The sequence below is a fragment of the Allobosea sp. CS1GBMeth4 genome, assembly GCF_900185715.1.
In the GTDB taxonomy this organism is placed as follows: domain Bacteria; phylum Pseudomonadota; class Alphaproteobacteria; order Rhizobiales; family Beijerinckiaceae; genus Allobosea.
Genome location: NZ_FYAS01000009.1, coordinates 1 through 18,971, shown reverse-complemented (window position 1 = coordinate 18,971; position 18,971 = coordinate 1). Strand labels below are relative to the sequence as shown.

Here is an 18,971-nt window from a genome sequence, read left to right as displayed (position 1 = left end):
CGGAGGGAAAGCAGGCTATGAGAGGCGGCGATGAGCCGCCTCATTTTTGTCCTGCTGCAGGTCCTGCTGACGCTCCTGGTCCTCGGCACCGCCACCTGGGGGGTCGGGCTCCTGGTCTTCCGCCTGCCCGGCGCGACCGGGATCGCCGCCGCGAGCGGCTTCGGGCTCGCAGGGCTGGCGGGCGCTCTCGGGCTCTGGACCGGCGCGCCGCGCCTGCCGCTCGCCTTCGCCGTGCTCTTCCTCGGTCTGCTCGGCTGGTGGAGCAGTCTCAAGCCCTCGCATGACCGGGCCTGGATTCCCGAACTCGCGCGGCTGCCGCAGATGGCGGTGGCGGACTCGCGGCTGACGGTGAGCAATCTGCGCCATTTCACCTGGCGCACCGAAAGCGACTACGACCAGCGCTGGGAGACCCGCAGCTATGACCTGGCGCGCATCCGCGGCGCCGACCTGTTCCTGTCCTACTGGTCTGGCGAGGCGATCGCGCATCTGCTGATCAGCTTCACCTTCGAGGACAGCGACCCGCTGACGATCTCGATCGAGATCCGGCGCGAGCAGGGCGAGGAGTGGTCGGCGCTGGCCGGCTTCTTCCGCAATTACGAGATGGCCTATGTCGCGGCGGACGAGCGCGACCTGATCGGCCTCAGAACCCAGGCGCGCGGCGAGGATACCCGGCTGTTCCGGCTCAACGCTTCGCCCGCGCAGGCGCGCGACCTGCTGCTCGCCTATGCCGGGGACATCAACCGGCTGGCGCAGGAGCCGCGCTGGTACAATACGCTGACGACCAACTGCACCACCGTCGTCTACGAGCTCGTCCGGCAGGTGGCGCCGGGCTGGCGCTTCTCGCTGCCGCTCGATCCGCGCGTGCTGCTCTCGGGCTATCTTCCCGGCTATCTCCAGGACATCGGCGCGGTGCGCCGGGATCTCCGGCTCGACGAGTTGGTCCGGCTGGGCCGGATCGGCGAAAGGGCGCGCAGCCTTCCGCCCGACAGCCCGGATTTCCCGCGCGTCATCCGCGAGGGCGTGCCGACGGCGCGGAACTGACGCCGACGCCCTCAGCGGGCGGCCGGCCGATGCTCGCGGAACGCGGCGGCGAGCGTGCGCAGGGCGGCGCGCGATCTGGCGTCGGTGAGGGTGGAGACCATCACGATCTCCGATGTCGGGAGCTCGGGCAGGCCGAAGCGGCGGCTGACCTCGACGGTGCCGGCCGGGGCGAGGCGGCAGGAGAAGGCCGAGACGGCGAGGCCCGCGGCGACGGCGGCATCGACGGCGATCGAACCGCCGCCGATGAAGACCTCGATCCAGGCTATGCCCGCGGCATCGAGCGCCCTGGTGGCGATATCGCGCACGCCACAGCTCGACGAGAGCGTCGCGAGACGCAGCGGCTCGCCCGGACGATGGTCGAAGCCCGGCGCGGCGTACCAGCCGAACAGTTCCGGCGCCAGGACCTCGGCCGGCCGGCGATCGTCGTCGCGGCGGACGATCGCCGCGTCGAGATCGCCCTTGTCGAACGCTTCGAGCAGGGCGCGGGAATGGCCCAGCTGAACCTCGATCATCAGGCCGGGATCGTGCGCGCTGAGCCGCGCCAGCAGGGTCGGCACTTCCGGCCCGAAGACATGGGCGGCGATGCCGAGGCCGAAGCGGCGGCGCGCATGGCTCAGAGCCGACAGCGCCCGGTCGTGCGCGGCGAGGAAGGCGCGAGCCTCGTCGAGGAAGGCCGCTCCCTGCCCGGACAAGCGCACGAGCCGCGGCGTCCGTTCGATCAGCCGGTGACCGAGCCGCTCTTCCAGCCGCTTGAGCCGCAGACTGACGGCGGCCTGATGGCTGCCGAGAGCCGCGGCTGCGCGGGTGAAACTGCGCAATTCCGCGATCGTGACGAAAGCTCTGACCGCGTCGACGTCGAGTGTCATGGTGCCAACCATATCAATTCATCATCGCTAAAATATCAAGCCATTCGGTTCTGTTATCGCGAGGTGCCGGCTACCGTGGCCACCACGCGACGAAGGGCGCGAGCGCCCGCCGACAGGAAAGATCCGAGCCCATGGACGTCACCCAAACGCTGCCGGCGTCGCGTTCGCGCGGCACCCCGGCCCTCATCGCCGCCTGCCTGATGGCGCTGATGTTCGGTCTCGAGATCTCCAGCGTGCCGGCGATCCTGCCGACATTGGAAAAGGCCCTGCCGGCGAGCTTCAGGGAGCTGCAATGGATCATGAACGCCTACACCATCGCGGTGACCGGCGTCCTGATGGCCGCCGGCACGCTCGCGGATCGCTACGGACGCAAGCGGGTCTTCCTGATCGCCATCTCGGCCTTCGCCGCCGCCGCCCTGGCCTGCGGCCTCGCACCGGACGCGACGACGCTCGTCATTGCCCGCGCGCTCCAGGGCCTGAGTGGCGGGGCGGCCTTCATCTGCAGCGTCGCCATCCTGTCGCAGCAGTTTCGCGAACCGGCCGAGCGGGCGATGGCCTTCAGCGTCTGGGGCGTCGTCGCCGGCATCGGTCTCGGCTTCGGACCGATCATCGGCAGCGCCATCGTCGCGCTCGTCGGCTGGCAATGGGTCTTCCTGGTCCATACGCCGGCGGCCGCGGGTACGGCGCTCCTGGCCTTCGTCGCGATGCGGGAATCGCGCGACCCCGAGGCCGAGCGGCTCGATCTCGGCGGCATCGCGACCTTGTCGCTGTCGGTGTTCTGCCTGGCCTATTTCATCACCCAGGGCCCGGCCTTCGGCTTCGCCAGCCCGCAGGCTCTGCTCGTCCTCGCGCTCGCGGCGGCGAGTTTCGTCGCCTTTCTCATCATCGAAGGCTCGGTCAGCCGCCCGATGATCGATGTCTCGGTCTTCCGGATCCATGCCTTCTCCGGCGCGATCATCGGGGCAGCGGCGATGAACGTCAGCTACTGGCCGTTCATGATCTACCTGCCGATCTGGTTCGAGGCCGGACTGGGCCATGACGGGCTCGGCGCCGGGCTGGTGCTGCTCGCCTATACGCTGCCGACCCTGGCGGTCCCGCCCCTGGCCGAACATCTGCTGCGGCGCTATCGGCCGGGCGCCGTCATCCCCGCCGGGCTCTTCACCATCGGGCTCGGCTTCGTCGCGATGAAGCTCGGCACCGCCGCGCCCTCGCCGAGCTGGCTCACCATGCTGCCGGGCTGCCTGCTCTCCGGCATCGGCATCGGCCTCACCAACACGCCGGTCACCAACACGTCCACCGCAGCCGTCCCGGCCGGGCGCGCCGGCATGGCCTCGGGCATCGATCTGAGCGCACGCATGATCTCTCTCGCCATCAACATCGCCGTGATGGGCTTCATCCTCGTCGAGGGCGTGCGCGCATCCCTCGCGGCCAGGCTCCCGCCCGGTACCGATGCGGCGACCTTGCGCAGCCTAGCGGAGACGGTGGCCGCCGGCGCGCCCTTTGCCGCCGAGACCGGCCTGCCGGCGGCGCTGGCCCGTCAGGCGCTCGCCGACGGCTTCGGGGCGGTGATGCTCTATGGCGGGATCGGCGTATGGCTGCTCGCCGCGGCGAGTCTGGCGGTCTTCGCCCGGACATCAGGGTCGAAGGGCGTGCTGTCCTGTCAGGCGCGCTGATGATGGCGGCTCAGCCATAGCCGTGCAGGCCGGCGCCGTGGCGCTTGAGCCAGGCCTCCGCCTCGTCGGTGCGCGGGCAGAGCCTGTGCGTCAGCGCCCAGAAGCGGTGCGAGTGGTTCATCTCCTTGAGATGGGCGACCTCATGGGCGGCGAGATAGTCGAGCACCGGCGCCGGCGCGAGGATCAGGCGCCAGGAGAAGCTGAGATGGCCCCTGGAGGAGCATGAGCCCCAGCGGCTGGTGGTATCGCGCAGCGTGATCTTGCGCGCCGGGATACCGAGCACCGCAGTATGCCTGCGGACCGCCTTCTCGAGGTCGGCCAGCGCCTCGCGCCGGAGGAAATCCCTGACCCGGCGCGCGACATGCGCCGCCTCGCCGCAGACCGCGATGACCGGCTCGCCCTCGGCCGAAACCGTGGCGCAGGTCACGCCGCGCACCTTGGTCCAGTGCACGATGCGATGCGGCACCCCGCGCAGCGGCACAACGGCTCCGGGCTCGAAGGGTACCCCCTGCGGGCGCCGGGCGAGGCGCGCCGCGATCCAGCCGCCATGCTTCTCGGCGAAGACGCGGCCGGTGCCGAAGTCGACGCGCTCGGGCAGGGTCAGGGTGATCTCGCCGGTCGCCTGCGAGACGCGCAGCGTCAGCCGCCGCGCCGTCGAGCGCCGCCTGACGGTGACCGGATAGAGCAGGCCGGCATGGGCGACCTCGATCCGGTCGGGATCGGGCTTGCGCCTGAACAGGGAGAACCGCATCGCGGCAATTGTGCGAGATTCGCGCGGCGAGCGGAAGGGGCACGAGGCGCCGTTCGGGCCCGTCGCCTCGCGGATGAGACAACAGTCTCGTTTTCGTATCGCTGTCGCACTCCGCTTGCCTCTTTCCGATATCGTGTATTCTGTTTGTTCCCGCCCGGAATCGGAGACCCGGATGACTCACGATCAGACCGAACCGGTTCGCCTGGAGGAAGACGCCGAAACCGGCGATCTTTTCCTCGTCTACGGGACAGAGAAGGGCCTACGGATCGACATCCGCTATGAGGGCGAGACGCTCTGGATGACGCAGGCGCAGATCGGACAGCTCTTTGGCCGCGATGTTTCAACTGTCTCTCGGCACATCGCCAACATCTACGAGGAGGGAGAACTCGAGGAAGCGACTTCTTTGCAAAAAGTGCAAACAAGTACCGGCAGGCCCGCTACGCTCCACAGCCTCGATATGGTGATCTCGGTCGGCTACCGCGTGTCATCGGCGCAGGCGACATTATTCCGCCGCTGGGCAACCGGGGTTCTCGTCCAATTCGCCAAGAAGGGCTTCGTCGTCGACACCCGCCGGCTGAAGGAGCCCGGCAATACCGACCGGATCGCGGAACTGCGCGAGGTCATCCGCGACCTCCGCTCCGAGGAAGCGAGCCTCTATCAGGAACTGCGCCGAATCTGCTCGATGTGCCAGGACTATGACGGATCGAGCGAGGCCGCCCGCATCTTTTACCAGCGCGTCCAGGCCAAGCTCGTCTATGCCGTGACCTCGCAGACGCCGGCCGAGCTCCTGACGGAGCGCGCCGACTCCAAGGCTCCGAACATGGGCCTGCAGACATGGCCAACCGACAATGTACGCAAGCAGGACGCGACGGTCTCCAAGAACTATCTCACCGACGCCGAGATCACGGAACTGAACCGCCTGACGTCGATCCTGCTCGACATCTTCGAAGACCAGCTCGACATCGGCCGGCTCGTCATGATGGAGGATGCACGTCGGCTCCTCGACCGACAGTTGCAGCAACTCGGGCGCGCCGTGCTCCGCGGCGGCGGCTCGATCAGTGCGGATCAGGCGAAAGCCCGCGCCGAAGCACAGTATCTCGAATTTGACCGCCGCAGGAAGCTGGAACGCCGTCACGAGGCGGACGCGCATGTCGCCGAGCTTGCAGCCGTGGCGAAAAGCCTGCCGAAACGGCCCCGGCGATAGCCGCCTCGCTCAACTCGCGACCTTCAGGGCCTTGCGCGCGGTCGCCGCGGTCTCGCTGCGGCGCTCATTGGCCGCCTTCATGTCGAGGTTGAGCATGAAGTCGGAGATGCGCGGCGCGATCTCGGCGCGGAAGCGCGAGCCGTTGAAGACGCCGTAATGGCCGACACCCTTCTGCAGGTACTCGACCCGCATGTCGTCGGGAATGTTGACGCACAGATCATGCGCCGCCTTGGTCTGGCCGACGCCGGAGATGTCGTCGTTCTCGCCCTCGACCGTCATCAGGGCGACGCCGCGGATGGCGGTGAGGTCGACCGGCTTGCCGCGATGCGTCATCTCGCCCTTCGGCAGGGCATGCTTGACGAAGACCGTGTCGACCGTCTGCAGGTAGAATTCCGCGGTCAGGTCCATGACGGCGAGATACTCGTCATAGAAATCCCGATGCTTCTCGGCGGAATCGCCGTCGCCGGCGATCAGATGCTTGTACATCTCGTAATGCGCGGTGAGATGGCGATCGAAGTTCATCGCCATGAAGCCCGAGAGCTGCAGGAAGCCGGGATAGACCTCGCGGAAGGCGCCGAGATGCGGAAACGGCACGCGGGTGATGCAATTGCGGCGGAACCAGTCGATGCCGCGCTCCATGGCGAGCTGGTTGACCGCGGTGGGCGAGCGGCGGGTGTCGATCGGGCCGCCCATCAGCGTCATCGACCGCGGCGAGGCCGGATCGCCCTCGGCCTCCATGCGCGCGATCGCCGCGAGCACCGGCACCGACGGCTGGCAGACGGCCATGACATGGGTGTCGGGGCCGAGCTTCTGCAGCATGGCGATGACGTAGTCGATGTAATCGTCGAGATCGAAGCTGCCGGCCGCAAGCGGCACCAGGCGGGCGTCGATCCAGTCGGTGATGTAGACCTCGTGATCGGGCAGCAGGGTCTCGACCGTGCCGCGCAGCAGCGTCGCGTAATGGCCGGACATCGGCGCGACCAGCAGCACCTTCGGCTGCGGCTTGCGGCGGCTCTCGATATTGCGGTCGAAATAGATCAGGTTGCAGAAGGGGCGCTGCCAGACGACCCGTTCCTCGACCGGCACCTTGACGCCGTTCATGGTGGTCGTATCCAGGCCGAAGGCCGGTTTGCCATAGCGGCGCGTGGTGCGCTCGAACAATTCGCAGGAGGCGGCGATGGAGCGTCCGAGCGGCGTATAGGTCAGCGGGTTGGCGGGGTTCTTGAAGGCGAGATGCATCGCGTCCGACACGGCTCGCGCCGGGCTGACCATCATGTGAACCGCTTCATAGGCGTGATAGGCGAACGACATGGCGGCCCTTTCGCTCTTTCGCAGCGCCGCATCCAGGGTGCAGCGCAACAGGGAACGCAGCCTAGGTGGAAATTGTTCTCATTCAATCGTCCAAACGGCTAAGATTTCCTTGTGATGCCGATTAGCCACAGATTCTTGCTTTCCCGCCGGCGTTCGGCTTGCAGAGATGCCGTGACGTGACGATCGCCGACCTCATCTCCTCGCCGCCCGGATCGGCGCCGCGCCATCTGCGGCTCGACACGCTGGTGCGCCTGCGCTGGCTGGCGATCGCCGGCCAGAGCGTCGCCGTCGCGGGGGTGCATTTCGGGCTCGGGTTTTCCCTGCCCTTCGGCTGGTGCTTCCTGGCCATCGCCGTCTCGGCCTGGCTCAACATCGCGCTGCGCATCCGCTTCCCGCTCAGCCATCGGCTGCGCGAGGGCGCGGCGACGGCGCTGCTCGGCTTCGACATCCTCCAGCTCGCGGCCCTGCTCTACCTCACCGGCGGCCTGCAGAACCCGTTCGCGATCCTGTTCCTCGCGCCGGTGATGATCTCGGCGACGGCGCTGCCGCCGCGGCACACGCTGGCGCTGGGCCTGCTCGCGGCCGGGCTCGCGACCCTGCTCGTCTTCCTGCACTGGCCCCTGCCCTGGGCCGGGGCGGACCGTCCGGTGCTGCCGCCGCAATACCAGGTCGGCAACTGGATCGCCTTGCTGCTCGGACTCGGCTTCACCGGCATCTATGCCTGGCGCGTCGCCAAGGAGGCGCGCGACCTGTCGGAGGCGCTCGCGGCGACGGAGCTCGTGCTGGCCCGCGAGCAGCACCTCTCGCAGCTCGACGGACTGGCCGCCGCCGCGGCGCACGAGCTCGGCACGCCGCTCGCCACCATCGCCCTGGTCGCCCGCGAACTCTCGCGCCTGGCCCCGCCCGGGGGCGAGATGGCGGAGGACATCACGCTGCTGCGCGAGCAGGTCGAGCGCTGCCGCGGCATCCTCGGCAAGCTGGCCTCGCTCCAGGACGACGATGCCGGTCCGCTCGACCAGCTCTCGCTTCGCCTGCTGATCGAAGAGGCGGCGGGACCGCAGCGGCCCTTCGGCGTGCCCTTCGAGATCGCGGTCGTGGGCGAGAAGCCGGAGCCGGTCTGCCGGCGCAATCCCGGCATGATCTACGGGCTCGGCAACATCGTCGACAACGCCGTCGACTTCGCCCGCTCCAAGGTGACGATCACGGCGCAGTGGACGCAGGACGTCGTCATGCTGACGATCGCCGACGACGGGCCGGGCTTCCCGCCGGAGGTGCTGATGCGGGCGGGCGACCCCTATCTGTCGCGCTCCCATGCCAAGGAATCGCGGGCCGGCGGCGGCCTCGGCCTCGGCCTGTTCATCGCCAAGACGCTGCTGGAGCGCAGCGGCGCGGTGCTGGAATTCTCCAATCTGCCGCTGCCGGCGACCGGCGCCAGCATCCGCATCACCTGGCCGCGGATGGTTTTCGAGCGCGACGACCGGCCCGCCGGGGCTTCAAACCCCGAGCTTCTGGCCCCATATGCGACAGAATGAGGCGTTGCGACGTTTCAGCGCGTCACGCAATCGGTACAATGGATGTTGAGCCGGGCAGGCATCGCCCGGAGGAGATGATGGCGATGGATACGGCGCCGACCTCAGGCCAGGCCACCGACGAGGCGGGCAGGGACATGTCCCTGCTGCTGGTCGACGACGACAAGCCGTTCCTGAATCGCCTTGCCCGCGCCATGGAAGGGCGGGGCTATTCGGTGCGGACGGCCGAATCGGTCCAGGCCGGGCTCGCGGCCGTCGAGGAAGCCGCGCCCGCCTTCGCGGTGATCGACCTGCGTCTCGGCGACGGCAACGGGCTCGATGTGATCGCCCGCCTCAAGGAGAAGCGGCCGGATGCCCGCGGCGTCGTCCTCACCGGCTATGGCAACATCGCGACCGCCGTCAGCGCGGTGAAGCTCGGCGCCTATGATTTCCTGGCCAAGCCCGCCGACGCCGACGAGATCCATTCGGCGCTGGCGGCGGGGCCGAATGCGCGCCCGGTGCCGCCGGAGAACCCGATGTCGGCCGACCGGGTGCGCTGGGAGCATATCCAGCGCGTCTATGAACTGTGCAGCCGCAACGTCTCCGAGACGGCGCGCCGGCTCGGCATGCATCGGCGCACCCTGCAGCGCATCCTCGCCAAGCGCGCGCCGCGATGAGCCCGAGGCATTGAGCGTTGCCTTCCCAGAAAGACGGTGACGACCTGTCCGGGCAAGGCTCCGCGCCGCTGCCGGAGCGGATTTCCGAGGCGCTGATCGCAGAGCTGGTCGAGACATTCTACGGCCGGGTCCGGCAGGATCCGCTGCTCGGCCCGATCTTCCTCGCCAGGCTCGGCGAGGATTGGGAGCCGCATCTCGCCAAGCTGCGCGACTTCTGGTCGTCGGTGACGCTGATGAGCGGGCGCTATCGCGGCAAGCCGCACGCGGTTCATATGGGGCTCGGTCTCGAACCGGCGCATTTCGAGCGCTGGCTTTCGCTGTTCGAGGCCACCGTCGCCGAGCTCTGCACCGGCCCGGCCGCCTTCCTGTTCGTCGACCGCGCCCGCCGCATCGCCGACAGCCTGCAGATCAGCCTGAACATCGGCCCGAAGGCGCTCGACCTGCCGCAGCGGGCAGCAGTCTAGCATTCCTCCGACGGAACCACGCCTTTCCGGCTCTAGGCGCCCGGATCCTCGAGAAGCGCCAGACGCGCTGCCGCCAGTTTGGCGAAGGCGATGGTCAGCATCTTCCGGCGCGCCGGTGCCAGCTGGTGACGCGGCGGCTCGCGCAGCATCTCGCCGCCGAAGGCGTCGGCGACGATCAGGCCGACATCGCCGGGCAGGATCTCCAGCGGGAATTCGGGCGCGACCGCGAAGAGGAAGCCGTCGCAATAGTCGCGGTAATCGGGCCATTTGCCGTCGACCCGGTAATCCTCGATCCCCGACTTGACCTCGACCACCAGCAATTCGCCGGAGGGCGAGAGTGCGACGATGTCGCCGCGCCGGCCATTGGAAAAGGTCATTTCCTTGACGATGGCATAGCCGCGCTCGCGCAGATGGCGCGCGGCGCCGCGGCAGACGGCGCGGGTGATCTCCGGCCGGGCAAGCGGCGGCTCGATGACGGAAACGGCGATGTCCATGCCGGCCATGTTCTGCTTTTGTGCTCGCCAATGCAAGTGCCCCTTGCAGCGACGGCCGCTATGGCTATGGTCCGCGCGCCTTGGAACGCTTCACCCCCCTCCTGCTGATCGCCGTCGCCGCCGGCCTCGCCTTCGCGCTGTGCCTCGCCCTGCGGCCCGTGATGATGCGCTACGCGCTGGCCCGCCCGAACGCGCGTTCCAGCCATCGGCAGCCGACGCCGCAGGGCGGCGGCATCGCCGTGCTCGCCGGAGCCTTCCTGGCGCTGGCGCTGGCGCTCGCCGTCGTCCCGCTCGACGCGAGCGCCCGCCAGGCTCTCGTGCTGGTCATGCTCGCGGCCGCCTTGCTGGCCCTGGTCGGCGCCTGGGACGACATCAGGCCGCTCTCGCCCGCCCTGCGCCTGCCGTTGCAGATTCTGTGCGTCGGGATCGTGGTGTTCCACGCCGCGCCCGAGCTGCGCCTGCTGCCGGAGGCGCTGCCGCTCTGGGCCGAGCGCGGCCTGGCGCTCGTCGCCGGCGCCTGGTTCGTCAACCTCGTCAACTTCATGGACGGGATCGACTGGATCACGCTCGCCGGGCTGGTGCCGCTGACCGGGGCGATCGCGCTCGCGGGCGGCTACGGCCTCGTCGACCCCGCCACCGGCCTGCTCGCCGCGGCGCTGCTCGGCGGGCTGCTCGGCTTCGCACCGTTCAACAAGCCGGTGGCGCGAATTTTCCTCGGCGATGTCGGCGCGCTGCCGCTCGGCCTGCTCGGCGCCTATCTGCTCTACCGCCTCGCCGGCACCGGCGCGCTGGCTGCGGCGCTGATCCTGCCGCTCTATCACGTGATGGATTCGACGATCACGCTCTTCCGCCGCCTCGGGCGCGGCGAAAAGGTCTGGCAGGCGCATCGCTCGCATTTCTACCAGCAGGCGACCGATCACGGCTTCCGCGTCATCGAGATCGTGGCGCAGGTCGCGCTGCTCAATCTCTGCCTGGTCGCGCTCGCGGCGCTCAGCATCGCCCGGCCGGAGCCCTGGTCGCAGCTGGCCTGCCTGCTGGCGGCGCTGGCGCTGACCGGCGCCCTGCTGCGCCGCTTCTCGCGCCGGCGGGCGCGGCCGTGAGCGATGAACGCATCCTGCTCACCGGCGCGAGCGGCTTCGTCGGCCGGCACCTGCTGCACGACCTCACGGCCCGCGGCTATCGGGTGCGCACGGCCGGCCGCGGCGCGGCTCCCGCCCTTCCCGGCGTCGAGCATGTCGCGATCGGCGATCTCGGCGGGCCGACCGACTGGCGCCCCATCCTCGACGGCGTCGACCATGTCGTCCACGGCGCCGGGCTGGCTCATGCCGGCGGCGATATCCCCGAGGCGCGCTACCGGGCGGTCAACACCGATGCGACGCTGGCGCTGGCGCGGGCCGCGCAGGCGGCGGGCGTGCGGCGCCTCGTCTTCCTGTCCTCGATCCGGGCGCAGAGCGGGCCGATCGCGGCGCGTGCGCTGAGCGAGGCCGACCCGCCGGCACCGACCGACGCCTATGGCCGTTCCAAGCTGGCCGCCGAGCGCGGCCTGGCGGAGCTCGACCTCGACTGGGTCGCGCTGCGGCCGGTGCTGGTCTACGGGCCGGGCGTCAAGGCCAACATGGCCGCGCTCGCGAGACTGGCCCGCCTGCCTCTGCCGCTGCCGTTCGGCGCGCTGTCGGCGAAGCGCTCGCTGCTCGCGATCGAGAACCTCTCCGAAGCCGTCGCTTTCGCCCTGAGCGAGGCTTGCCCGCCGCGGCGGGCCTACATCGTCGCGGACCCGGAGCCCTTGTCGGTCGCGGAGATGCTCGCCGCCATGCGCGCCGGGCTCGGGCGCGGGCCGGGGCTGATCGCGGTCCCGCCGCCGCTGCTGGCTGCGGCGGCGCGGCTCGCCGGTCGCGAGGGCGCCTATGAGCGGCTGGCGAACGGGCTGGTCGCCTCGCCGGCGGCGCTGATCAGCGCCGGCTGGCGACCGCCGGCGCAGACGAAGGCTGCTCTGGCGCAGCTGGCGGCGTCGCCGGCCGACGCCGGCTGAAATCGGGGATCGCCGCCTCGAGCACCGCCTCGGCGCCGAGCCGGTCGTGCGCGGCCAGCGCCCGCTGGAGCTCGTCGAGCCAGTCTCGCATGCGGGCGCGCCCGGCGAAGACCGGCTTGGCGGCCATGACGCCGTCGAGGCCGGTCTCGGCCATCGGCTCGTCCTTGGCGAAGAGGATCTCGTTCAGGCGCTCGCCCGGCCTGACGCCGGTGATCGCGACCTCGATGTCGACGCCCGGCTCGTAGCCGGCGAGGCGGATCATCCGTTCGGCGAGGTCGATGATCTTGAGCGGCTGGCCCATCTTCAGCACGTAGACGGCGGCGCGCTCGTCCTGCGCCTCGTGCTCGGGCGCATGCGAGGCGGCGGTGAGCACGAGGTCGCAGGCCTCGCGGATGGTCATGAAATAGCGGATCATGTCCGGGCTGGTCACCGTGACCGGGCCGCCGCGCTCGATCTGCGCCTTGAATTTCGGCACCACCGAGCCGACCGAGCCGAGCACGTTGCCGAAACGCACCGCGACCAGCCGCGTGCCGCGGTTCCCGGCGGCGAATTCGGCGTCGCGCGCCTGGGCGTACATCTCGGCGAAGCGCTTGGTCGCGCCCAGCATCGAAACCGGCTCGATCGCCTTGTCGGTCGAGATCATCACGAAGATCGCGGCTCCGGCGGCGATCGCGGCCTCGATGGCGACGACCGAGCCGAAGATGTTGGTCTTGATGCCCTCCCCCCAATCGGCCTCGAGATAGGGCACGTGCTTCAGCGCGGCGGCATGGATGACGATATCGGGCGCGAAGGCCTTGAACAGCTCGCCGATGCGCGCCTCGTCGCGGACATCGGCGAGCGCGCCGGTGATCCGGACCGGCAGGTCCTGTGCCGCCAGCGCCTCGGTGACGTGGAACAGCGCCGGTTCGGAGTTCTCGACGACGAGCAGCTCGGCCGCTCCGAAGGCGGCACAGCGCAGGCAGATCTCGGAGCCGATCGAGCCACCGCCACCGGTGACGACGACGCGTTTGCCCTTGAGGAAGCGCCCGAGCCGCTCGCGGTCGATCTTGACCGAGGGCCGCACCAAGAGATCCTCGATCTCGAGCGGCGCCAGTTCGCTGCCGCGCATGCTCTCGCCGAGCGTATCGAGGCGCGAGATCGGAATGGCGAGCTTGCGCGTGCGGGCGAGCCATTTGTCGGGCTCGGCCTCCGGCGCCAGGGCGCTCGGCGTCGCGACGATGCGGCGGAACGGCTCGCCACGCTCGCCGGCGTCGGTCGCGACCGTCTCCATCTGCGCCAGCAGGCCGAGCACCGGCACGCCGCGGATCGACTGGCCGAGATCGTCCGGCCGCGGCGTCAGGATGCCGGCCGGGCGCATCTTGCCCATCGCCCCCGACTCCATGGCGCGGATGACCATCTCGACCTCGACGCCCCGGCCGAGCAGGAGGGCCGGCAGCGTCGCCTCGCGCGCCGCCTGGTGCTTGGAGCGGGAGTACTTGAAGTAGCGATAGGCCAGGCGCGGGCCGCCGAGCAGCGCGATCTGCACCAGCCAGTAGAGCGCGATGGTGATCTTGCCGAAGAAGAAGTAGCCGTAGAAGTTCGGCGCGACCAGGACGTAGTCCACGACCAGCAGGGTCAGGGTCAGGACCGTCACCGCCCGGACGATGTTCGAGAGGTCCGGCAGCGAAGCGAAGCGCCATTTCGAGCGGTAGAGCTGGAAGAACCAGTAGATCGCGCCGGCATAGGCGACGAAGAACGGCAGGATCGTCGGCAATTGCCGCATCCGCTCCTCGAACAGCCAGCCCTCGAAGCGAACGGCGAAGACGAAGACGACCGCGAGCGCGGTCATCGCCAGGTCATGGGCGATGACGGCGAGCTTCTTGGCGCTCTGTTTGGAGAGGTTCAGCATGCGCGGCGGGGTATCCCGCTCCCTCGGCGCCTTGTCAACGCAGGCTGGAAGCAGCCGGTCAGGCCGCCGGGCGCGCAGCCCCCAATCCAGCGAGGACGAAGTCGATCATCTCCTCGACGCTCGGCCCGGGCAGTTCGGCGCATTGGCCGAGGAGGAGCGGGTGATAGAAGCGCATCATCGCCATGCGCACGCACCGGGTCGCCGTGATCGGATCGCGGGCGGTGAACTCGCCCTTGGCGATGCCGTCGGCGACGACGACGCGCAGGATCGCGTCATAGCGCTCGATATGGCCGCGGATGACGTCCCAGCTCTCCTCCATGGCGCAGGCCACCATCTCGTGCAGGCGGTGATTGTCGAGATAGCGGGCGGCGCTGATGCGGCAGGTCGCGGCGAGGATGTCGCGCAGGCGCTCGACGGCGGGCCGCTTCTCGCCGGCGATCGCGGCGACGGTCGCCTCGAGCTCGGTCATCGAGCGTTCGGCGACCGCCTCGTTGATCGCCTTCTTCGAGTCGAAGAAACGGTAGACATTCGCCGGGCTCATGCGCAGCGACTTGGCGATGTCGGCGACCGTCGTCTTCTGATAGCCGATCTGGCGGAAGAACCGCTCGGCGACGTCGATGATCTCGTGCCGTGTATCGCGCTCTGATGTGCTCATGCCAGGGCAGTTTCCCGGTCTGATGACGTGATCCTGTAGGCCGCCCTCGGACGCCATTTCTTAATATGACGAATTTCGTCATTCGTCAACAATTTGAACAGCAAAGCTTTATTTGCACCCTCCTGACAATTTTTCGCCGGGCTCCCGCCCGGTGTCAGGAGCGCGACCGCGCCAGTTCGAGCAGTCTCGCAATGTCGAGATGGCGCTCGAGATGGGCGGCGAGCGCATCGAGCGCCGCCTCAACCGCCGGTTCGTAGGCCTCCCCGATCGCGAGCGGGCCGCCGGCCAGGCTCCCGAGCCAGGCCCGGCGCAGCGGATCGGAGGCGAGGACACCGTGGAGATAGGTTCCGACGACCTTGCCGTCGGCGCTGCGGGCGCCTTCCGGACGCTCCCCGACGCGGAACGGCGCCCGCGCCCGGTCGGGTCCTTCGCTGCGGCCGAGATGGATCTCGTAGGCGCGCCCGGCGGTACCGCTGCCGGGATGCTCGACCATGACCTCCCTGACGGTCTTGTCGGCGGTGAGCTCGGTGTCGATCTCGAGCAGGCCGAGACCGGGCGCCGCCCCGGCCGGTCCTTCGAGGCCGAGCGGATCGCGCACGGTCCTGCCGAGCATCTGGTAGCCGCCGCAGAGGCCGAGCACATGGCCGCCGCGGCGGCGATGGGCGAGGATGTCGATGTCCCAGCCTTCCGCGCGCAGCCGTGCGAGATCGCGCAGCGTGGTCTTCGAGCCCGGCAGGATCACGAGAGCGGCATCCCCCGGCAGCGGCGTGCCGGGGCGGACGAAGACGAGTTCGACTGCGGGCTCGAGCTTGAGCGGATCGAGATCGTCGAAATTGGCGATGCCGGGCAGCACGGGCACGGCGATCTTCAGCGCACCGCCGCGGGCCGTCGCGCCCCGGACGAGGTCGAGCCCGTCCTCGGCCGGCAGGCGCGCGGCGTCCGCGAACCAGGGCACCACGCCGAGGCTCGGCCAGCCCGTCGCCCGGGTGATGGTGGCGAGCGCCGGCTCGAACAGGGCGACGTCGCCGCGGAAGCGATTGATCGCGAAGCCGCGAATCATCGCCCGGTCGTCGGCGTCGAGCACGGCATGGGTACCGATCAGGCTGGCGATCACCCCGCCCCGGTCGATATCGCCGATGATCACGGCCGGTACGCCCGCAGCGCGCGCGAAGCCGAGATTGGCGATGTCGCGGGCGCGCAGATTGGTCTCGGCCGGCGAGCCCGCCCCTTCGACCAGGACGAGATCGGCGCCGTCGCACAGGCGCTCGAAGCTCTCCAGCACCTTGGGCAGGAAATCGCCGCGACGGCTGAAATCCCCCGACGAGAGATGGCCGGCGACGCGGCCCTGCAGGATGACCTGGCTGCCGCGCTCGCCCTCGGGCTTGAGCAGCACCGGATTCATGTCGACATGCGGCGCGATCCGGGCCGCACGCGCCTGCAGCGCCTGGGCCCGGCCGATCTCGCCCTGCGCGGTGGCGGCGGCATTGTTCGACATGTTCTGCGGCTTGAACGGGCGGACCTTCAGCCCGCGATCGGCGAAGAGACGGCAGAGACCGGCGACGATGAGCGACTTGCCGACATTGGAGCCGGTACCGAGCAGCATCAGCGCGGGAGGGTGGCGAGAAGAACGCATGGCCCTGCCTAGCGCGCTTTCGCGCCGGCCGGAAACGGCTCACGCATCCGCCTCCGGAAAAGCTCGGCATTAGGTAGCAATCTCACCTAAAAGGACCTACTCCAACGGGAATCGTTGGTCTAGCCTTTGGCGATGAGCGACCCCCAGGTTTTGAACACCCTCCGCCGCAAGCGCGACGCCATAAACGAGGCGATCAAGCTCTATGAGGATAAGCTGGCGCAGGCGCGGCGCGATCTCGCGAACGTGTCCGCGACCATCCGGCTATTCGAGGTCGGCGACGAACCCTTGCAGTTCCCCGTCTACATGGACATAGGCAGGCTGTTCCGGCCGCGCGAGATCGGGAAGCTATGTCACACCGCGCTGGCGCTGGAATCGCCTCTGGACACGCGCGAGCTGGCGCTACGCGTGATGCGCGCGAAGGGTATGGATGAAAGCGACAAGGTGCTGCGAAGCTCCGTCGCTCATCGCGTCGTGCAGGCGTTGAGCATGCAGTTGAAGCGCGGGCAGATTGCAAGCCCTTGCAAACGCGACGGCGTGCGGCTGTGGGGGAATTTGAACGACCACCAGAAATGCTAACGAAATTAGTATGACGAAAAATCGATAACCAATTTGCAGAAACACGATTCACAACCGTGTAAACGGATGCTACGATTCAAATGCGCAGTGGCGAAGTAGGATGGCGCGCCCGGCAGGATTCGAACCTGCGACCTGAGGGATACCATTCCGCACGCTCTATCCAGCTGAGCTACGGGCGCGAAGGCTACGGCCTAGCGTCTGAGTGAGTCTCGAACACTCACTCAGACGCGCCGGCCGAGGCCTTGTCTGATCAATATCCTACTTTCGCTCCTTCGGGGCAAGCCGGTTTCCAACATCCGTCCGATAATCGTCTTCGTGGCGAGCGGTTTCCCCGCCAAGGTCGTCAGCGGTAATCACTTCGACACCGTCGACAATATACCTCCCGTAGCCGATTCTGCGGATGTGTCCTTTTCGATTAAGGTAGCCAATAGCGTTGTAGATTTCCTTTGGCTTTGCCTCCAAGCCGGTTTTCTTTACAGCAGCCTTGAAGTCATCAACGGTCAAAGTTCCTTTCCGCGGTAGGAATTTGACTATCGCGCCGAGAACATCGCCAGCCTTGGCCACTGGAACGGGGCGTATATACTGCTCAATCTCAGCCAGCACGTGCTCGCGCTCTTCTTGGGTGAGCGGGGACAGTAGTAGTTTGATTGATTCCGCCGCATCAACTGATGGGCGCGCCACCCTGCTGCGGGCAGGTGGTCCTTTGCTGTGGAGCTTTGCAACCTTCGCCATGGCCGGAGTATGACATGGTGCATACTCTTGAGTCGAATCCCTCATATGGCGCTACGCTGCCAATAGCCCTTCCACTGCCGGCTGACGGGATGCGCGAGCGCAGCGCTGGCAACCATAAGGTACTGCTCACCATTGCTCACGCGGCGATGATCCTCGCGCCAAGCCATCTCCGACGAGTAGGCATTGAGGTACGGGCCGGCGATGTGATGGTGCGTGCCGATCTCAGCGCGGCGCAGGCGAGAAAAGAAACTTTCCGCCTGATTGGTGCAAGCCTCGCCGTCAGAGTACGCCTCGCTGTGGTTGATCCGCTTCGTCAGATAGAAGGTGTGCAGCTCGCCCCAATGCAGGGCTTCGTCAGCGTGAACCGTTGCAGACGCCTGCACGCGCTGGCCGATAGTCGAGAGTGAAGCACCCTCGCTCTTGAAGACGAACGGCAGCGTGCGGCCACCGCGCTCGCGCATCACCACCACGACACGGCGCTTGCCATTCTGGTTCTTGGCAAGGCGACGGTCCCGGCGGTTCTCCTTGTAGTTCGCCGGGCGGACGTGGCCACCGAAATAGCCGCCGTCCACCTCGACCGTACCGCCGACCGTCGCCTCAGCCATTTCGGCAGCCATCGCCTCGCGCAGCTTGTGCGACAGGACGTAAGCGGTCTTGTACTGGACGTTGATGTCGCGCGAGAGCTGCAAGGCCGAATGGCCCTTGGCGCCCTTCACGAAGATCGCGATGGCGAGCAGATAGTCGCGGATGGCGAGCTTGCGGCTGGCGAAGATCGTGCCGGACGTGACCGAAAACTGATGCGTGCAGCCCTGGCACTTATAGAGCTTGCGGGTCTTGTAGCTGTAGACCGCGCCGCACTGGCAGCGGGGGCAGACCGGCTCACCGCCGGTGTCGCACCACCGGATCATGCGAAAGGCCTTGTGGGCTTCCTCGTCCGACATGCGCGCAACCGTCACCAGCGAGAGGGTGCGAGCCGCAGAGGAGAGGAGGAAGTGCTGTGCCATGCCTTCGCCAACGAAAATCGTTGACGTTGGCGATATCCGCGGAGATGAGTGATGTCAACACTATTCGTTGGGGTTGACTGAAAAATGCGCCAGCGCTAGGCGTAGGTAATGACGCCCGAACAGTGCCGTGCAGCTCGTGGGTTTCTGGACTGGTCGCAATCCGATCTGGCCGGCGCCGCGAACGTGTCGAATTCGACGGTACGGGATTACGAGGCCGGTAGGCGGGTTCCCATTGCCAACAATCTAGCGGCAATCGAAGCTGCGTTTCGGGCAAAGGGAGTGTCGGTTTCGAGCGACGGCGGCGCATTGTCGGTCACGCTCTCGCCGCAGGCGGCGAACTAGGTTCTGAACCCATAAAGGTTGCCGCCGCTGGTCTTGGCTGATTCAACGTCTCCGTCAGGAGGCTTTGATGGCGCGATACGATCTGAGCGAAGCGGAGTGGCGGCTGATCGAGCCGCTGCTGCC

At 68.1% G+C, this 18,971-nt stretch carries 19 protein-coding genes and 1 tRNA gene; 10 read left to right on the top strand and 10 right to left on the bottom strand.

Annotation, left to right across the window (positions count from 1 at the left end):
• The first annotated feature begins 30 nt into the window (after positions 1 to 30).
• Positions 31 to 1,041 (top strand): DUF4105 domain-containing protein, encoded by a 1,011-nt coding sequence (locus CS1GBM4_RS05040; protein ID WP_186417601.1) that lies wholly within the window; start codon positions 31 to 33, stop codon positions 1,039 to 1,041.
• An 11-nt stretch (positions 1,042 to 1,052) separates the two neighbouring features.
• On the opposite strand, the gene CS1GBM4_RS05035 is transcribed toward CS1GBM4_RS05040, so the two are convergent.
• Positions 1,053 to 1,907: a LysR family transcriptional regulator gene (locus tag CS1GBM4_RS05035; RefSeq protein WP_186417600.1), complete on the bottom strand. Its 855-nt coding sequence runs from the start codon at positions 1,905 to 1,907 to the stop codon at positions 1,053 to 1,055.
• A gap of 131 nt (positions 1,908 to 2,038) precedes the next feature.
• Between CS1GBM4_RS05035 and CS1GBM4_RS05030 the strand changes: the two genes are divergently transcribed.
• The gene (locus CS1GBM4_RS05030) at positions 2,039 to 3,580 is read left to right on the top strand and encodes an MFS transporter (protein WP_186417599.1); all 1,542 of its coding nucleotides are present in this window, start codon (positions 2,039 to 2,041) and stop codon (positions 3,578 to 3,580) included.
• A 10-nt stretch (positions 3,581 to 3,590) separates the two neighbouring features.
• On the opposite strand, the gene CS1GBM4_RS05025 is transcribed toward CS1GBM4_RS05030, so the two are convergent.
• The gene (locus CS1GBM4_RS05025) at positions 3,591 to 4,331 is read right to left on the bottom strand and encodes a SprT family zinc-dependent metalloprotease (RefSeq protein ID WP_186417598.1); all 741 of its coding nucleotides are present in this window, start codon (positions 4,329 to 4,331) and stop codon (positions 3,591 to 3,593) included.
• Between the two features lie 172 nt (positions 4,332 to 4,503).
• Between CS1GBM4_RS05025 and rhuM the strand changes: the two genes are divergently transcribed.
• Complete coding sequence (rhuM, locus tag CS1GBM4_RS05020; protein WP_186417597.1) at positions 4,504 to 5,535, top strand: RhuM family protein; 1,032 nt, start codon at positions 4,504 to 4,506, stop codon at positions 5,533 to 5,535.
• Positions 5,536 to 5,544: 9 nt separating this feature from the next.
• Here rhuM and phaZ read toward each other — a convergent pair whose 3' ends face one another.
• Complete coding sequence (gene phaZ / locus CS1GBM4_RS05015) at positions 5,545 to 6,846, bottom strand: polyhydroxyalkanoate depolymerase (RefSeq protein ID WP_186417596.1); 1,302 nt, start codon at positions 6,844 to 6,846, stop codon at positions 5,545 to 5,547.
• 182 nt (positions 6,847 to 7,028) lie between these two features.
• Between phaZ and CS1GBM4_RS05010 the strand changes: the two genes are divergently transcribed.
• The 3 genes from CS1GBM4_RS05010 (at position 7,029) to CS1GBM4_RS05000 (ending at position 9,495) form a co-directional block, all read left to right on the top strand.
• The gene (locus CS1GBM4_RS05010) at positions 7,029 to 8,378 is read left to right on the top strand and encodes an ActS/PrrB/RegB family redox-sensitive histidine kinase (protein ID WP_186417720.1); all 1,350 of its coding nucleotides are present in this window, start codon (positions 7,029 to 7,031) and stop codon (positions 8,376 to 8,378) included.
• A gap of 83 nt (positions 8,379 to 8,461) precedes the next feature.
• Positions 8,462 to 9,031 (top strand): ActR/PrrA/RegA family redox response regulator transcription factor, encoded by a 570-nt coding sequence (locus CS1GBM4_RS05005; RefSeq protein ID WP_186417719.1) that lies wholly within the window; start codon positions 8,462 to 8,464, stop codon positions 9,029 to 9,031.
• Between the two features lie 17 nt (positions 9,032 to 9,048).
• Positions 9,049 to 9,495 carry a group III truncated hemoglobin gene (locus tag CS1GBM4_RS05000; protein WP_244607059.1) on the top strand — a complete coding sequence of 149 codons (447 nt, stop codon included), beginning with the start codon at positions 9,049 to 9,051 and terminating at the stop codon, positions 9,493 to 9,495.
• A gap of 32 nt (positions 9,496 to 9,527) precedes the next feature.
• Here CS1GBM4_RS05000 and mmcB read toward each other — a convergent pair whose 3' ends face one another.
• Positions 9,528 to 9,998 carry a DNA repair putative endonuclease MmcB gene (mmcB, locus tag CS1GBM4_RS04995; protein WP_280177675.1) on the bottom strand — a complete coding sequence of 157 codons (471 nt, stop codon included), beginning with the start codon at positions 9,996 to 9,998 and terminating at the stop codon, positions 9,528 to 9,530.
• Positions 9,999 to 10,069: 71 nt separating this feature from the next.
• On the opposite strand from mmcB, the gene CS1GBM4_RS04990 reads away from it, so the two are divergent.
• Both CS1GBM4_RS04990 and CS1GBM4_RS04985 read left to right on the top strand, forming a co-directional pair.
• A complete protein-coding gene (locus CS1GBM4_RS04990) occupies positions 10,070 to 11,089 on the top strand; it encodes a glycosyl transferase (RefSeq protein ID WP_244607058.1) in 1,020 nt (339 codons plus the stop codon).
• Positions 11,086 to 12,018: an NAD-dependent epimerase/dehydratase family protein gene (locus CS1GBM4_RS04985; protein WP_186417595.1), complete on the top strand. Its 933-nt coding sequence runs from the start codon at positions 11,086 to 11,088 to the stop codon at positions 12,016 to 12,018. The genes CS1GBM4_RS04990 and CS1GBM4_RS04985 overlap by 4 nt, the downstream gene beginning before the upstream one ends.
• On the opposite strand, the gene CS1GBM4_RS04980 is transcribed toward CS1GBM4_RS04985, so the two are convergent.
• The 3 genes from CS1GBM4_RS04980 to CS1GBM4_RS04970 form a co-directional block, all read right to left on the bottom strand.
• Positions 11,939 to 13,906: an SDR family NAD(P)-dependent oxidoreductase gene (locus CS1GBM4_RS04980; RefSeq protein WP_186417594.1), complete on the bottom strand. Its 1,968-nt coding sequence runs from the start codon at positions 13,904 to 13,906 to the stop codon at positions 11,939 to 11,941. The genes CS1GBM4_RS04985 and CS1GBM4_RS04980 overlap by 80 nt on opposite strands.
• Positions 13,907 to 13,964: 58 nt before the next feature.
• Positions 13,965 to 14,561: a TetR family transcriptional regulator gene (locus CS1GBM4_RS04975; RefSeq protein ID WP_186417593.1), complete on the bottom strand. Its 597-nt coding sequence runs from the start codon at positions 14,559 to 14,561 to the stop codon at positions 13,965 to 13,967.
• Positions 14,562 to 14,715: 154 nt separating this feature from the next.
• Positions 14,716 to 16,194 carry a cobyric acid synthase gene (locus CS1GBM4_RS04970; RefSeq protein ID WP_186417592.1) on the bottom strand — a complete coding sequence of 493 codons (1,479 nt, stop codon included), beginning with the start codon at positions 16,192 to 16,194 and terminating at the stop codon, positions 14,716 to 14,718.
• Positions 16,195 to 16,326: 132 nt separating this feature from the next.
• On the opposite strand from CS1GBM4_RS04970, the gene CS1GBM4_RS04965 reads away from it, so the two are divergent.
• On the top strand, positions 16,327 to 16,770 hold the full coding sequence (locus tag CS1GBM4_RS04965) for a hypothetical protein (RefSeq protein ID WP_186417591.1): 444 nt from the start codon (positions 16,327 to 16,329) through the stop codon (positions 16,768 to 16,770).
• A gap of 101 nt (positions 16,771 to 16,871) precedes the next feature.
• Here the strand turns inward: CS1GBM4_RS04965 and CS1GBM4_RS04960 are convergent.
• From CS1GBM4_RS04960 to CS1GBM4_RS04950, 3 genes are all read right to left on the bottom strand, one after another.
• Positions 16,872 to 16,949, bottom strand: a tRNA-Thr gene (locus CS1GBM4_RS04960).
• Positions 16,950 to 17,028: 79 nt separating this feature from the next.
• Entirely contained in the window at positions 17,029 to 17,502 is a 474-nt protein-coding gene (locus CS1GBM4_RS04955; RefSeq protein WP_186417590.1) for a hypothetical protein, read from the bottom strand.
• Between the two features lie 41 nt (positions 17,503 to 17,543).
• Entirely contained in the window at positions 17,544 to 18,506 is a 963-nt protein-coding gene (locus CS1GBM4_RS04950) for an IS1595 family transposase (RefSeq protein WP_186417589.1), read from the bottom strand.
• Between the two features lie 108 nt (positions 18,507 to 18,614).
• On the opposite strand from CS1GBM4_RS04950, the gene CS1GBM4_RS04945 reads away from it, so the two are divergent.
• A complete protein-coding gene (locus CS1GBM4_RS04945; RefSeq protein WP_186417588.1) occupies positions 18,615 to 18,848 on the top strand; it encodes a helix-turn-helix transcriptional regulator in 234 nt (77 codons plus the stop codon).
• Positions 18,849 to 18,971: the final 123 nt, after the last annotated feature.

Coding starts and splice junctions, on each gene's coding strand:
- CS1GBM4_RS04980 (WP_186417594.1), bottom strand. CDS start 13,906: ATGCTGAACCTCTCCAAACAGAGCGCCAAGAAGCTCGCCGTCATCGCC.
- CS1GBM4_RS04965 (WP_186417591.1), top strand. CDS start 16,327: ATGAGCGACCCCCAGGTTTTGAACACCCTCCGCCGCAAGCGCGACGCC.
- CS1GBM4_RS05005 (WP_186417719.1), top strand. CDS start 8,462: ATGGATACGGCGCCGACCTCAGGCCAGGCCACCGACGAGGCGGGCAGG.
- rhuM (WP_186417597.1), top strand. CDS start 4,504: ATGACTCACGATCAGACCGAACCGGTTCGCCTGGAGGAAGACGCCGAA.
- CS1GBM4_RS04970 (WP_186417592.1), bottom strand. CDS start 16,194: ATGCGTTCTTCTCGCCACCCTCCCGCGCTGATGCTGCTCGGTACCGGC.
- CS1GBM4_RS04955 (WP_186417590.1), bottom strand. CDS start 17,502: ATGGCGAAGGTTGCAAAGCTCCACAGCAAAGGACCACCTGCCCGCAGC.
- mmcB (WP_280177675.1), bottom strand. CDS start 9,998: ATGGCCGGCATGGACATCGCCGTTTCCGTCATCGAGCCGCCGCTTGCC.
- CS1GBM4_RS05030 (WP_186417599.1), top strand. CDS start 2,039: ATGGACGTCACCCAAACGCTGCCGGCGTCGCGTTCGCGCGGCACCCCG.
- phaZ (WP_186417596.1), bottom strand. CDS start 6,846: ATGTCGTTCGCCTATCACGCCTATGAAGCGGTTCACATGATGGTCAGC.
- CS1GBM4_RS04950 (WP_186417589.1), bottom strand. CDS start 18,506: ATGGCACAGCACTTCCTCCTCTCCTCTGCGGCTCGCACCCTCTCGCTG.
- CS1GBM4_RS05025 (WP_186417598.1), bottom strand. CDS start 4,331: ATGCGGTTCTCCCTGTTCAGGCGCAAGCCCGATCCCGACCGGATCGAG.
- CS1GBM4_RS04975 (WP_186417593.1), bottom strand. CDS start 14,561: ATGAGCACATCAGAGCGCGATACACGGCACGAGATCATCGACGTCGCC.
- CS1GBM4_RS04945 (WP_186417588.1), top strand. CDS start 18,615: ATGACGCCCGAACAGTGCCGTGCAGCTCGTGGGTTTCTGGACTGGTCG.
- CS1GBM4_RS05035 (WP_186417600.1), bottom strand. CDS start 1,907: ATGACACTCGACGTCGACGCGGTCAGAGCTTTCGTCACGATCGCGGAA.
- CS1GBM4_RS05040 (WP_186417601.1), top strand. CDS start 31: ATGAGCCGCCTCATTTTTGTCCTGCTGCAGGTCCTGCTGACGCTCCTG.